Below are 13,627 nucleotides of genomic sequence, written 5' to 3' on the forward strand. Positions count from 1 at the left end.
GGGCTTCAGCGGCGCCGTACGGCCACGAAACGGACCGGGGTGCCGGGCACCGCCTGCGCGGCGGCCGGGAGGTCCGTGGGGCGGACGACGGCGATCACCGGGTACCCGCCGGTGGTCGGATGGTCGGCGAGGAAGACCACCGGGCGGCCGTCCGGGGGGACCTGGACGGCACCGAGGACCATGCCCTCGCTGGGGAGTTCACCGGTCAGGGCCCGCTCCAGGGCGGGCCCCTCGGTGCGCAGCCCGATGCGGTTGCTCGCCGACGACACCCGGTAGACGCGGGACGTGAACGCCCGCACGGCTTCCGGCGTGAACCAGTCGTCGCGGGGACCGAGCGTCACCCGCAGGACGAGTTCGGCCGGAGCGCCCGGCTGCGGGGCGACGTCCACGCACGCGTGGCGGTGCATCGGCGAACCCAGGGGCAGTATCGCGCCGTTCGTGAGCGGCGCAGGACCGAGCCCGGACAGCAGGTCCGTGGAGCGGCTGCCGAGCACCGGCTCGACCCCGACACCGCCCGCGAAGGCGACGTAGGACCGCACTCCGGAGACGGCCGTTCCGATGTCGAGCAGCGACCCGGCGGGCACGCGCACGGGCGCGCCCCAGGCGGCGGGACGTCCGTCCACCGTGACCGGGCAGGGGGCGCCGCCGACCGCCACGAGGATCGTTGAACGAGGCCGTACGGCACAGCCGTTGAGGGTCGTCTCCAGGACGGCCGCTCCGGGCGGGTTGCCGACCAGCCGGTTGACGAGGGCCGCCGCCGGTCCGTCGAGCGCCCCGGAACGCGGTACCCCCAGGTGCGCGTGTCCGGGCCGCCCCAGGTCCTGCACCGTGGTCAGGGCCCCGGCCCGGACCACGGCGACCGCGACGTCCGTCATACGTCCGCCACCGGGACGAAGCGCACGCGCGTGCCGGGCGACAACAGCGCGGCCGGCTCGCGCGCGGTGTCCCACAGGACCGCGTCCGTCGTGCCGATCAACTGCCAACCGCCGGGCGACGCACGGGGATACACGCCGGTGTACGGACCCGCCAGGCCCACGGCACCGGCGTGCACGGCGGTGCGCGGAGTCGCCCGACGGGGGACGTCGTAGCGGGCCGGGAGGCCGGTGAGGTAGCCGAAGCCGGGGGCGAAGCCGCAGAAGGCGACGCGGAACTCGGTGGCCGCGTGGACACGGGCCACCTCCCGCTCGGGCACGCCCCACAGGGCGGCGACGTCGGCGAGGTCCGGGCCGTCGTAGCGCACCGGGAGTTCGACGACCTCACGCGCGCGTGGGGGAGCGGGGGGTACGTCGGAGGTCGTGAGTTCGGAGGCCAGGCGGGCCGGGTCGGTGAGGCCGTCTAGGAGGACCGTGCGGGCGGCCGGGACGATCTCGCGGACCGTGAGCAGGCCCTCCGCGCGGCGGCGCAGCAGCTCCGCGTGGACGGCCTGGGCCTCCTCCCCGGAGGCGACCTCGACGAGCAGGGCGTCGTCCCCGACGAGCAGGGCCCTCATGCGAAGGCCTCCACCTGGACACCCGACTCCAGGAGCCGCGCGCGGACCCTGCGGGCCAGGTCGACCGCGCCGGGCGTGTCCCCGTGCAGGCACAAGGAGCGGGCCCGCACCTCGATGCGGGCCCCGGAGAGCGCGTCGACGGCCCCAGTGCGGGCCAGGCTCAGCGAGCGCTCCACGACGGCCTCGGGGTCGGTGACCACCGCGCCGTCCTGGCCGCGCGGCACGAGCGTGCCCTCGTCGGTGTACGCGCGGTCCGCGAACGCCTCCGTGACGGCCGGCAGCCCGGCCTTGGCGGCCAGGTCGAGCACGACCGAGCCGGGCAGTCCGAGCACGGGCAGCGAGGCATCCGCCAGGAGCACGCCCTCGATCACCGCGGCGGCCTGCTCCGGGTCGCGCACCACCCGGTTGTAGAGCGCCCCGTGCGGCTTGACGTACGACACGCGCGTGCCCGCCGCCCGGGCGAACACGTCCAAGGCGCCGATCTGGTAGGCCACTTCGGCCGCCAGCTCGGCGGACGGCACGTCCATCGCGCGCCGCCCGAACCCCGCGAGGTCCCGGTAGGACACCTGCGCGCCGACCCGTACCCCGCGCTCGGCCGCCAGCTCGCACACCCGCCGCATGGTGACCGGGTCCCCGGCGTGGAAGCCGCAGGCCACGTTGGCGCTGGTGACGACGGACAACAGCTGTTCGTCGTCGGTGAGCTGCCAGCGGCCGAAGCCCTCGCCGAGGTCGGCGTTCAGATCGATCATCATCTCTCCTGGTCAGGCGACGCGGTACTGCTCGTCGCGGGCGTCGGTGACGAACATCTGGCCCGGCGCGTGGGTGATCGCGAACGGCGGGCGGGAGGCCATCACCGCGGCCTGCGGGGTCACTCCGCAGGCCCAGAACACCGGGATGTCGTCCGGCGCGGCGTCCACCGGATCGCCGAAGTCCGGACGGCCGAGGTCCGCGATGCCCAGCCCCGAAGGATCGCCGCAGTGTACGGGGCTGCCGTGCACCGCCGGGAGCAGCGCCGTCTCCCGGATCGCCGTCGCCAGGTGCTCCGGCGGCACCGGGCGCATCGACACCACCATCGGGCCGTGCAGCCGCCCCGCAGGGCGACAGGGGCGGCCGGTGACGTACATCGGGACGTTGCGGCCCTGCTCGATGTGGCGGATCGGGACACCCGCCTCGCTCAGCGACCACTCGAAGGTGAAGCTGCAGCCGATCAGGAACGACACCAGGTCGTCGCGCCAGTACGCCCGTACGTCCGTCGGCTCGTCGGTCAACTCGCCGTCCCGCCACACCCGGTAGCGCGGCAGATCGGTGCGCAGGTCCGCGCCGTCCGCGAGCACCGTCCTCCAGGAGCCGGCGTCCGTGACGTCGAGCACCGGGCAGGGCTTCGGGTTGCGCTGGCAGAACAGCAGCATGTCGTAGGCCCAGTCGGCGGGCACCGAGATCAGGTTGACCTGGGTGTGGCCCCCCGCGACCCCGGCCGTGGGGCCCGTCAGCCCGGCCCGGAAGCGTGCCCGGGCGGAACGCGGGCTCCACGCGTGCGCGTGCTCGTCGACGAGGGTCAGGGGGCGGTCCTCCGTGCGGTTCACGCCAGTTCCTTTCCGCGCGTCTCCGGCAGTCCCAGGAGCGCCAGCGCCGCGATGCCGTAACCGATGGCCCCGAAGACGAGCGCTCCGCCCACACCCCAACTGTCGGCCAGGAAGCCCACCAGGGTCGGGAAGACGGCGCCCACCGCGCGGCCCGTGTTGTACGTGAAGCCCTGTCCCGTGCCGCGCAGTGCCGTCGGGTACAGCTCGCTCAGGTACGAGCCGAAGCCGCTGAAGATCGCCGACATGCAGAACCCGAGCGGGAAACCGAGCACCAGGAGAAGGGTGTTGGCGCCGCTGGGGATGTGCGTGTACGCCAGGATGCAGATCGCCGAGAGCAGGGCGAAGAGCCAGATGTTGCGTTTCCGGCCGAGTACGTCGGTGAGGTAGCCGCCGGTCAGATAGCCCAGGAAGGCGCCGGAGATCAGGAACGTCAGATAGCCGCCGGTGCCGACGACCGACAGGCCGCGCTCCGTCTTGAGGTAGGTCGGCACCCAGGTGGCCAGGGTGTAGTAGCCGCCCTGGACGCCGGTCGAGAGCAGGCCCGCGAAGACCGTCGTGCGCAGCAGGCCCGGTGCCTCGGCCGTGCCCGGCTTGAAGATCGCCGCGAACGACCCCTTCTGGGTGTTCTGTTCGCGCACCGCCGTCGCCTCCGGGGCGTCGTGCACCCGGCGCCGCACCCACAGCACCAGCAGCGCGGGCAGCGCGCCGGTCCAGAACATCACCCGCCAGGCGAGGTCGTCGCCGAGGAACGAGAAGACCAGCGTGTAGACGACCGCCGCCAGCGCCCAGCCGACCGCCCAGGAGCTCTGGACCGCGCCGAGGGTACGGCCGCGGTGCTTCGCGCTCGCGTACTCGGCGACCAGGATCGCGCCGACCGCCCACTCGCCGCCGAAACCGAGCCCCTGGAGGGCCCGGAACACCAGCAGGGTCTCGTAGTTGGGCGCGAAGCCGCAGGCCACCGTGAAGACGGCGTAGGTGATCACGGTGATCATCAGCGCCTTGACGCGGCCGACCCGGTCGGCGAAGACGCCCGCTATGGCGCCTCCCACCGCTGAGACGACCAGCGTGACCGTGGTGAACAGGCCGGTCTGGCCGCTGTCCAGGCCGAAGTACGCGGCCAGCGCGACCATGCTCAGCGGCAGCGTGAAGTAGTCGTAGGAGTCCAGGGCGTAGCCGCCGAACGCGCCGGCGAAGGCGCGGCGGCCGTTCGGACCGAGCGCCCGCAGCCAGGCGAACGCCCCGTCGTCGGCGGTCAGTTCGTCCGTGTCGGGCTGTGTTCCCGTGTTCAGGGCCTGAGGTGGAGGGGTCGTGCTCATGGGCACCTCGCAGAAGGAGGACGGAGGGTGCTGGGAGTGAGCAGTGCCGTGCGGGGAGGCGGTGGCGCCGGGGTGAGCGGTGACGCCATGCCGAGAAAGGTAGAGGATCGTTGAACGATCCCTCAATACCCATGTTGTTTCGTTCTTGTATCTGCGGTTGAATTCCGGGCATGGCAGAGCAGCTGACGGGACTGGCCGACGACCGCGCCCTCCTGGGTCGTACGAGCACCGCGGAACGCGTCTCGGACATCCTCAGGAGCCGGATCGCGGAGGGCTATTTCCCGCCGGGCACCCGGCTCTCGGAGGACAGCATCGGCGGGGCGCTCGGTGTGTCGCGCAACACACTCCGCGAGGCGTTCCGGCTGCTCACCCATGAACGCCTGCTCGTCCACGAGTTGAACCGGGGAGTCTTCGTCCGGGTCCTGAGCGTCGAGGACGTCGAGGACATCTACCTCACCCGCCGCCTCGTCGAATGCGCCGTCGTGCGCGGGCTCGGCGAGCCGCCGTACGCCCTCGAACAGCTCGCCTCGGCCGTCACCGAGGGGCAGTTGGCGTCCGTCGAAGATGACTGGAAAAGCGTGGGTACGGCCAATATCCACTTCCACCGGGAACTCGTCGCCCTCGCCGGCAGCGCCCGCACCGACGAGCTGATGCGCAGCGTCTTCGCCGAACTCCGGCTCGCCTTCCACCTCGTGGACGACCCGAAGGCCCTCCACGAGCCCTACCTCCAGCGCAACCGCCTGATCCTCCAGGCCCTCCAGGCGGGCCACCGCACCGAGGCCGAGAGGCTGCTCGCGGTCTACCTCGACGACTCGCTCGAACGGGTCGTCGACGCGTATCGGAACAGGGTGGGCGAGGACGGTACGTCGCTCGGCTGAGGGCGGCGCGGGAGTGCGGCTGAAGGCGGCTCGGTGTTCGGCTGAGGCGGGCGTGGGGTTCGGCGGAGCCCGCGTACGCGGCCGGGGCGGGAGTCGCTTCTGCGTCGTTTGGGTCGTTGTCAGACCGAGGACCTAGGCTGTGCAACGTGACTTCGCCTGCATCGACGGACAGCGTTCCGCCCCAGTTCAGCGCGGGGCCGCGCCCCGCCCCGGGCCCGGCCGCCGACGAGGGACTGGCGCGACGGCTGCGCGCGCTCGCGTGCACCGCGCCGCTGCACGACCTCGACGTACGCAAGGCCAACCTGGCCGGCGAGTACTCGGTCTACGGCATGGCCGAGGTGGCCCTCGCCGCCATCGACCTGGTCACCCTGAACATGGACTTCGACACCGGCGCGGACCACGACCAGATAGTGGCCAGGCTCATCCCGCGCATCGCCGCCCAGGCCCCCCAGCGTCCCGTCGCCGAGCACGAGCGCGTGGCCCGCTGGGTCCTGGAGAACCTGATCAACGTCGGCAGCGTCGACCGCGGCTTCCGCACGGTGTACGGCACGTTCGCCCAGGACGGCACGTATGTGCGCCGCGACTACGACTTCAAGCTGATCGAAGAGGTCCCCGGCTACGGCGGCAGCGTCTACCTCCGGACGACCGACGAGGCCGTCAACGTCCTGGTGGGCGCCCTCGACACCGACGTCACCAGCGCGCAGATCGCCGCCGAGGTCAAGCTGGAGGTGCTGATCAGCCGGGGTCGGCTCGCCGACGCGCAGCTCGCCGCGGAGCAGGCCCGGTACCGGACGGTGCAGTACTCGGAGACGCTCCGGCGCGCGCTGGACGCTACGCGGCGCAATGTCCGCGCGGTGGACTGGCTCAATGCCGTGCCGGACATGATCGCCGAGGCCCTCGACCACGTCGCCGACCGGTATCGCCATGAGAATGCGATCCTGACCAACATCCGCAAGGCCCGTGACGAGTCCGAGGACGCCGAACAGAAGCGGCGGGCGGCCGAGTTGGTCGACATCGTCAAGGACTGCATCCGGCGGCACACGCAGCTTCAGTCACGGCTTCTGGAGGCCGGGCCGTTGTTCCGTGCCGAGCAGGACCGGCAGGCGTTCGCCACGCCGATGACCACCTCGGGGATAGACCTCTACGGGCATCTCCTGTCGCCTGTAATGCCGTTGCCCCTGGAGCAGGCGATCCGGGTCACGGACGCGTTCTTCGCTCGCGGGACGGGGTTGCGCACGCCGGTGTCCGTTCGCGTGGGGGACCTTGTCGATGTTCTGCTGACGCCGCCCCAGGAGCGGGAGCATCTCGGGGCGGAGATGCCTGAGCCGGATCTCATCGCCACCCCGGATGACAGCCGGTTCAGTGAGGAGCAGCTGGCCGCGGCCATGGAGTTGCTCGATCTGCCTGCGGATGCGCCTCGGCGCCTGTCGGGGTTGCTGGCGGACGCGCGGCGGCGGGATCCGGAACTTCCTTATCTGGTCGCCCTGTTGGCCGTGCATGCGGCCAGTCCGCCTGTTGGTACGGCCTATCGGCAGGGCGAGCCGAAGTTGCTGTTCGCCGTGGATGACGGGGTCGAACTGGACGATCCGGAGTTCGGTGGGGCCGACCTCATTGTCGGGATGGCCCTTCTGGACACGGTGGGGATGGCCGCAGGACGGAGTGATGCGGCGTGATGGTCCGGTGGTTGTTCGGGCGCGCGTCCGTGGTGGCTGGTCGCGTCCACGCGGCGGAGCCGCACGTGTCACAGCCCCGCGCCCCTGAAAGGGCGTTCGGCCCCAGCCCTGCCTTCGAGTTCAAGGAGTTGTCGTCGTGAGTGAGACCGTCGAATGGAGTGAGCCGGAGGTCGCCGCCGCGCCGGTGACTGCCGTCATCACGCCCGCCGACGCCGCCGACGCGGCTCGTCTCGTCGCGTTCGGGCTGCAGCCGAAGTTGCAGCCCGCGCGCGACCAGGAGTACGCGGAGTTGCTCCGCCGGTACCGCGAAGATCCGCCGTTCGCCCGGCTCGCCGACGCCGTTGCCGCCGGGCTCGGACTGGTCGTGCTGGAGGTGTCCCCGCGCGCGGGGATGGCGGTGACTGCCGCCGAGGACTCGGTGTTCGCCGTACGGATGGGGGACTACGCGCGTCGTACCGCCGCCGACTCCGGGGACCGGTTCCTGCACGGGCTCGCGCATCTCGCCGTGGCCGCCATGGCGTTTCCGCGGCCCGAGGATCTGGCCGACGACGGGTACATCGGGCGGGTCACGGTCAACGGGGTCGACGCCTTTGTGCGGCAGGCCTGCCGTCGTCTTGAGGAGCGGGCCGACGAGCAGGGCATGAACACCGACCCGGCCACCGACGCCCCCGGGCTGGAGGCCGCCTGGCGGATCTGGGTCAGGCGCAGTGCCACCGGAGCCACCAAGGACGCCCGCAGACTGGCCGGTTCGACCACCGGGATCGTCGGCAAGGCCGCCGCCTTCCTCACCGACTCCGGGTTCCTGCAGCGCACCGGTGACGACAGCGGCGGGACCTATCGCACGACCGCGCGTTATCAGCTCCAGGTGCGTGACATGGCCGGAAGCGCCGCCATGGCCGAGCTGTTGGAGCTGGGCGTCGTCCCGGTCACCGACGGCACCGCGACCCTGATGCCCGCCGAGGACACCGAGGATCTGGAGCTGGTGGCCGACGCCGGGCTGCCGTTCCACTCCTGAGTCTCCTCGACTCCCCCCACCTGCCGAAGACTTACGACGAGAGTCCGCCATGTACGAGCTGTCCCGGGTCCGCCTCTACTCCATCGGGCCCGCCGGTGCGCGCTACGCCGACACCGTGCTTGACCTGCGAGGCGTGGGCAAGCCCGTGCCCGACCCCGCGCCCACCCAGGCGGAGTTCTTCGCGGACGAGCCCGTCGGCCCGCCCCTGCGCCCCGCGCCCGCCGGCGTGCTCTTCCTGGAGAACGGCGGCGGCAAGTCCGTCCTGCTCAAGCTGATCTTCTCCGTGATGCTGCCGGGCCACCGCAACACCCTCGGCGGCGCCAGCTCCGGAGTGCTGCGCAAGTTCCTCCTCGCGGACGACTGCGGCCATGTCGCCCTGGAGTGGCAGCACACGCTGACCGGCGAGTGCGTCGTCGTCGGCAAGGTCAGCGAGTGGCGAGGGCGCCAAGTCTCCAACGACCCGCGGAAGTTCGCCGAGGCCTGGTACTCGTTCCGGCCCGGGCCCGGGCTCAGCCTCGACAACCTCCCCGTCGCCGAGGCCACTTCCGTACGGCCGTCCGTCGAGGGCGTGTCCGGCGCGCAGGGCCGACGGCGCACGATGAAGGGCTTCCGGGACGCGCTCACCGAGGCGGGCAAGGCCTATCCGCACCTCGAAGTGCACTGGGAGGAGATCCACGACCGCTGGATCGAGCACCTCGGCGACCTCGGCCTCGACCCCGAACTCTTCCGCTACCAGCGGGAGATGAACGCCGACGAGGGCGAGGCCGCCGGCCTCTTCGCGGTCAAGAAGGACTCCGACTTCACCGACCTGCTGCTCCGCGCGGTCACCGACACCCGGGACACCGACGGCCTCGCCGACCTGGTCGGCGGCTTCGGCAACAAGCTGGGGCGGCGGGCCGAACTGATCGCCGAGCGGGACTTCACGGCCGGTTCCGTGGACCTCCTCGGCCGGATCGTCGAGGCCGCCGAAGCGCGGGCACGCGCGCGTGACATCCACATCGGCGCCGAGCGCCGTACGCGCACCCTGGCCCGACGCCTCTCCGCGCGGGGCGCGCAGGAGCGGGTGCGGGCCGCCGACCTCGCCCAGCGGGTCACCGCCGCCGCATACGCCGTCACCCACGCCGAGGGGGCCCGTGAGCGCAGCGCGCTGATCGCCGCCGAACTGGCCTACCGGCACGCCTCGTTGGCACTCGCCACGATGGAGAAGTCCGCCGCCGCGCAGAAGCGCGAGCTCGCCGACGCGCGCACCCTGCACGCCGCCTGGCAGGCCGCCGAGGCCGTCCTGCGGCACCGTGCCGCCGCCGACCGCTCCGCGCGCGTGGCCGTCGCGATCCGCGAGGCCGAGCGGGACGCCGCACCGGCGCTCGCCGCCCGCGCCAAGGCCGCCGTCGATCTCGTAAGGGCCCTGCACGCGGCCGCCGAGAGCGCCGAGAACCTCGCCAACGAAGGCGAGGAGCGCTCCGCCGCGCTCCAGGAGGTCGGCGAGACCTCGCACCGGGACGCGACCTCTGCCGCCACCGAGGCGCAGCGCGCCCGCAGTGAGGTCGGGCATCTGCGCCAGCGGCTGTCCGAGGTCGAGCAGGAGACCGCCGAGGCGGTGCGCGCCGGCTGGCTCGACGACAGCGCCCCCGACGCCGACCCGGCCCGCGCGGCCCTCGCCGCGAGCGACGCCGAGAAGACCGCTGTGGCCGCCTGGGACAGCGCGCGCGAGGCATCCCGCAAGGCCTCCGAGCATGCCCGCGAGGCCGCTTCCGCCGAATCCCGCGCGGAGTTGACGGCGGCCCGCGCGTCCGACGCGGCGACCGCCGCCGAGCGGACCTACGACGCGGAGCGGCGCCTCGCGGAGGGGCTGGCGGGGGAGGAGCGGCTGGCCGAGCTGCTCAGCCTGCCCGGTGCTGGTGCCGTAGGCGTCGGCGGTGGTGTGCCGGTGCCGCGGGGTGCCGACGGAGCGGCGACCGGACAGGGGGACGCCGGGGCCGTAGGCAGTGCCGGTCACGGTGCTGAGGGCGCCGCCGGTGACGATGGCGAGTCGGACGCACGCACTCAGGTCAACGGCGGTGCAGGAAGCGGCCGTTCCGCCGCCAAGCCCGCCCGCCCCCTTGCCGAAGGCCCCCTCACCCCCGAGGAACTCGACCGCTTCGCCGACGAGTTGCGCGAGCTGCTCGACGACGGGGTCTCCTCCGCCGAGCGGCACCTCTTCGATCTGCGCACGGCCGCCGCCGACGACTCCCGGATCCTCGGGGCGCTCGGCGACGGCGGGCTGCTGCCGCCAGGCCCGGACGTGCTGGCCACCGTCGAGTACCTCGGCGAGCACGGCATCCCCGCCCTGCCCGGTTGGCGTTACCTCGCGCAGGCCGTCGACCCCACCGACCACGCGCGCGTGCTCGCCGCCCGGCCCGAGCTGGTCGACGGCGTGATCATCACCGACCCGGACACGCACGCGCGTGCCCGTGAGGCCCTCAGCGAAGCGGCCCTGCTGCCCCGGTCCGCCGTGGCCGTCGGTACGGCCGCCGCCCTCCTCGCCCCGACCCCGGCGCCCGACGCGCAGACCGGCGACGTCTTCCTCGTACCGCCGAACCCGGCCATGCACGACGAGCACGCCGCCGACGAGGAGCGGCAGGCGCTGCGCGCGCGGGCGGGGCAGCGCGACGAGGAGATCCGCACGCTCGCCGCGCGGCTCGGCAAGGACCGGGAGCTGGCGGCACGGCTCGCGTCCTGGCGCACAGGCTGCCCGAGCGGGCGGCTGGTCGAGCTGGCGCGGGCCGCGCAGGACACGCGCGCGTTCGCCGAGGAGGCCGAGGCCGAGCTCGCCGAGGCGCGGACCCTGCGGGCCGAGGCCGACGAAGCCGCCGCCGAGGCCGCCCAGGTGCGCGACGAGCGGCAGGAGACCGCCCAGAAGACCCGCCGCGCCGCCGACGCCCTCGCCGGACTCGCCTTCCGGCTCAGGGAGCGCGCCGGCTGGCAGGTCAAACTCCGTGAACTCGCCGACGAGGCAAGCGAGTCGGAGGCCCGTGCCCAGTCCTGCCTGGAGCGCGCCCGAGCCGCCGACGAGGACCGCCGCGCCGCCCAGCGCGCCGCCGACGACGCCCGCCGCACGGCCCGTGCCCTGCGCGCCGAGCGCTCCGAGATCGCGGGCGCCCCCGACGACGTACCGGACGACGACGCGGACGCCCCCAAGCCCGCGCTGGCCGCCCTCCGCGAGGCCTACCGGGCCGCTTCGCAGCTCTACGAGAAGGTCGGCGTTGGTGCCGATCTGCGGGCCGAGCAGGCGCGGGCGGAGAGCGACGAGAGCGCGGCGATCGCGGAGCTGGACCGGCTCAGCAACAAGGTCCGCACCCGCGCGGCACAGCTGCTGGAGTCGCCCGACGGCTCCGACGGGCCCTCCCGGCAGGCCGCCGCGGCGCGCGCCGAGGAGCTGGTGCAGCTGCTGGAGACCCGGGTGTCCACCGCGAGCGAGCAACTCGGACGGCTGCGCGGCGAGGCGGAGCGGCACGCGCCCGAGGACGGCGAGGCGCACACCGAGCTGACCGAGGACCTGGTCCCGCGCGACGCCGAGCACGCCCAGGCCCTGCTGCGCACGGCGACGGCCGAACTCGGCTCCCGCACCGACGCGTTGGGCCGGGCCCGCGAGGCGCATGCCGAACTCCTCGACTCCCACCGCGCCGCCGAGGACGGGGCAGGCGGCTTCGACGAGACCGCCGCGATGCTCCGTGACCTGCTGCGCGAGCACTCCTCGGACGAGGAGCAGGAGGAGCCCGAGCCGTACCCCGGCAGTCTGGAGGAGGCCCGGCACTCCGCCGCCGAGGCCCGTCGCTCACTGCGCGGCTGCGCCACCGACCTGTCCGCCGCCGAGAGCGCCGTCCGCGAGGCGAGCGATGTCCTCGTGCGGCACGCCAACTCCACGCGCTACGAGCAGGTGCGGACCCCCGCGCGCCAGCAGATCCGTGAGCTGCCCGCGTCCGCGCTGCCCGAGCACGCGCAGAAGTGGGCCGACGCCTTCGCGCCCCGACTCCGCGTCCTCACCGACGAGTTGGCGCAGCTGGAGCGCAACCGGGACTCGATCGTGGACCGGCTTCGCGGGCTCGTCGAATCGGCGCTGGCCACCCTGCGGTCCGCGCAGCGGCTGTCCCGGCTGCCCGAGGGGCTCGGCGAGTGGTCCGGGCAGGAGTTCCTCCGCATCCGCTTCGAGGAGCCCGACCAGGCCACGCTCACCGAGCGGCTCGGTGAGGTCGTCGACGAGGCGACCCGGGCCGCGGTGAAGAAGAACTCCGACATGCGACGCGACGGAATGTCCCTGCTGCTGCGGGGAGTTGGTGCCGCGCTGGAGCCCAAGGGCGTCGCCGTCGAGATCCTCAAGCCGGACGCCGTCCTGCGCGCGGAGCGGGTGCCCGTCGGGCAGATGGGCGACGTCTTCTCCGGCGGTCAGCTGCTCACCGCCGCCATCGCCCTGTACTGCACGATGGCCGCGCTGCGCTCGAACGACCGGGGCCGGGACAAGCACCGGCACGCCGGCACGCTCTTCCTCGACAACCCCATCGGGCGGGCCAACGCCACGTACCTGCTGGAGCTGCAGCGCGCCGTGTCCGATGCGCTCGGTGTCCAACTCCTGTACACCACCGGCCTGTTCGACACCACGGCGCTCGCCGAGTTCCCGCTGGTGATCCGGCTGCGCAACGACGCCGACCTGCGGGCGGGTCTCAAGTACATCAGCGTGGAGGAGCACCTCCGGCCGGGGCTGCCGCAGCAGGCCCCCGCCGGAGAAGGCGAGTCGGTGCACAGCGAGATCACGGCGACCCGGATGTTCAAGCGTCCGGCGCCCGACCGCTCCGCGGACGAACGTCAGCCGACCGCTCCGTAGGCCCCGTGGACGAAGCTCAGGAGTGGGACAGCTGGCCCGAGCCGGCCTTGCGGGCTATCCGCTCCTGGGCCCGCTCGCTGGACCGCGCCTGACGCTGGGCCCGACGCCGCTCGCGGCGGAGGGCCCTCGCCGTGCTGCTGGGCTCGGAGACCACACCATTGCGCTGGTTCCACGTCTGGCGGGTCACCCAGACGTCCAGGGCGCCCCAGGTGGCCACCACCGTGCTGACCACGCTGCTGATCACCATCGGGAAGGCCAGCCAGGAGCCGGCCATCGTGCACAGGAACGCCACGGTCGCCTGCATCAGCGTCACCGCGATGATGATCACGGCCCGCACCGCCGCCGTGCGTACCGGGTCGGGCAGCCGGCGCCTGCGCGCGGGCTCCTCGATCCACAACGGCCGGTAGTACTCCCGCTGTTGTGTGCTCGTGCGAGCCGGACGCGGCTCGTCGAAATCCGCCGCCATGGGCTTGCCCGAGCCCGCCGGAGCCTCGCCGCCCGTCGTCACGTAACCCTCTGCCGGAATACCGCGATCCGGTGTCTCACGGCGCCGCTGCGCCGTCGACCGCGCCGCCACGCCGTCCTCAAGCGCCTCTTGCCGCTCCGCCGTGCCCATCAACGTGTCCTCCCCACCGCCGGTGACCCACTCGCTCCGAGTCCGAAGACTTCGGCTCCCCAGTGGGTGCCCGGCTTGCGCTGTTTTACGCCGCACGGTTGCGGATGCGGCTCGTGTGGCCGGTTCCGCTCCCCATGTCCCGTAGAGAAAGACGAACAACATGCCACGAAGATTCCCAAGCAGGCGAAAAATTCCGGCC

10 protein-coding genes are annotated in these 13,627 nt (G+C 73.1%); 4 read left to right on the forward strand and 6 right to left on the reverse strand.

Annotated features, from left to right (window positions below):
• Nucleotides 1–5: 5 nt before the first annotated feature.
• Genes OHT77_RS36955 through OHT77_RS36975 form a run of 5 tightly spaced genes read right to left on the reverse strand, consistent with a single transcriptional unit; the run spans nucleotide 6 to nucleotide 4,388 of the window.
• Nucleotides 6–875 (reverse strand): biotin-dependent carboxyltransferase family protein, encoded by an 870-nt coding sequence (locus tag OHT77_RS36955; protein WP_328832701.1) that lies wholly within the window; start codon nucleotides 873–875, stop codon nucleotides 6–8.
• Complete coding sequence (locus OHT77_RS36960; protein ID WP_328832702.1) at nucleotides 872–1,489, reverse strand: 5-oxoprolinase subunit B family protein; 618 nt, start codon at nucleotides 1,487–1,489, stop codon at nucleotides 872–874. The genes OHT77_RS36955 and OHT77_RS36960 overlap by 4 nt, the downstream gene beginning before the upstream one ends.
• Nucleotides 1,486–2,238: a LamB/YcsF family protein gene (locus OHT77_RS36965; protein WP_328832703.1), complete on the reverse strand. Its 753-nt coding sequence runs from the start codon at nucleotides 2,236–2,238 to the stop codon at nucleotides 1,486–1,488. The genes OHT77_RS36960 and OHT77_RS36965 overlap by 4 nt, the downstream gene beginning before the upstream one ends.
• 12 nt (nucleotides 2,239–2,250) lie before the next feature.
• On the reverse strand, nucleotides 2,251–3,072 hold the full coding sequence (locus tag OHT77_RS36970) for a putative hydro-lyase (protein ID WP_328832704.1): 822 nt from the start codon (nucleotides 3,070–3,072) through the stop codon (nucleotides 2,251–2,253).
• The gene (locus OHT77_RS36975; protein ID WP_328832705.1) at nucleotides 3,069–4,388 is read right to left on the reverse strand and encodes an MFS transporter; all 1,320 of its coding nucleotides are present in this window, start codon (nucleotides 4,386–4,388) and stop codon (nucleotides 3,069–3,071) included. Before OHT77_RS36975 ends, OHT77_RS36970 begins: the two co-directional genes overlap by 4 nt.
• A 170-nt stretch (nucleotides 4,389–4,558) precedes the next feature.
• Between OHT77_RS36975 and OHT77_RS36980 the strand changes: the two genes are divergently transcribed.
• The 4 genes from OHT77_RS36980 (at nucleotide 4,559) to OHT77_RS36995 (ending at nucleotide 12,812) form a co-directional block, all read left to right on the forward strand.
• Complete coding sequence (locus OHT77_RS36980; RefSeq protein ID WP_328832706.1) at nucleotides 4,559–5,266, forward strand: GntR family transcriptional regulator; 708 nt, start codon at nucleotides 4,559–4,561, stop codon at nucleotides 5,264–5,266.
• A gap of 146 nt (nucleotides 5,267–5,412) precedes the next feature.
• The gene (locus OHT77_RS36985; RefSeq protein ID WP_328832707.1) at nucleotides 5,413–6,939 is read left to right on the forward strand and encodes a hypothetical protein; all 1,527 of its coding nucleotides are present in this window, start codon (nucleotides 5,413–5,415) and stop codon (nucleotides 6,937–6,939) included.
• A 136-nt stretch (nucleotides 6,940–7,075) separates the two neighbouring features.
• Nucleotides 7,076–7,954, forward strand: coding sequence for a hypothetical protein (locus tag OHT77_RS36990; protein WP_328832708.1), 879 nt, complete (start codon nucleotides 7,076–7,078; stop codon nucleotides 7,952–7,954).
• A 49-nt stretch (nucleotides 7,955–8,003) separates the two neighbouring features.
• The gene (locus OHT77_RS36995) at nucleotides 8,004–12,812 is read left to right on the forward strand and encodes a hypothetical protein (protein WP_328832709.1); all 4,809 of its coding nucleotides are present in this window, start codon (nucleotides 8,004–8,006) and stop codon (nucleotides 12,810–12,812) included.
• A gap of 16 nt (nucleotides 12,813–12,828) precedes the next feature.
• On the opposite strand, the gene OHT77_RS37000 is transcribed toward OHT77_RS36995, so the two are convergent.
• Entirely contained in the window at nucleotides 12,829–13,428 is a 600-nt protein-coding gene (locus tag OHT77_RS37000; protein ID WP_328832710.1) for a hypothetical protein, read from the reverse strand.
• Between the last annotated feature and the right edge of the window lie 199 nt (nucleotides 13,429–13,627).

The organism is Streptomyces sp. NBC_00252 (genome assembly GCF_036187565.1).
Classification (GTDB): Bacteria; Actinomycetota; Actinomycetes; order Streptomycetales; family Streptomycetaceae; genus Streptomyces.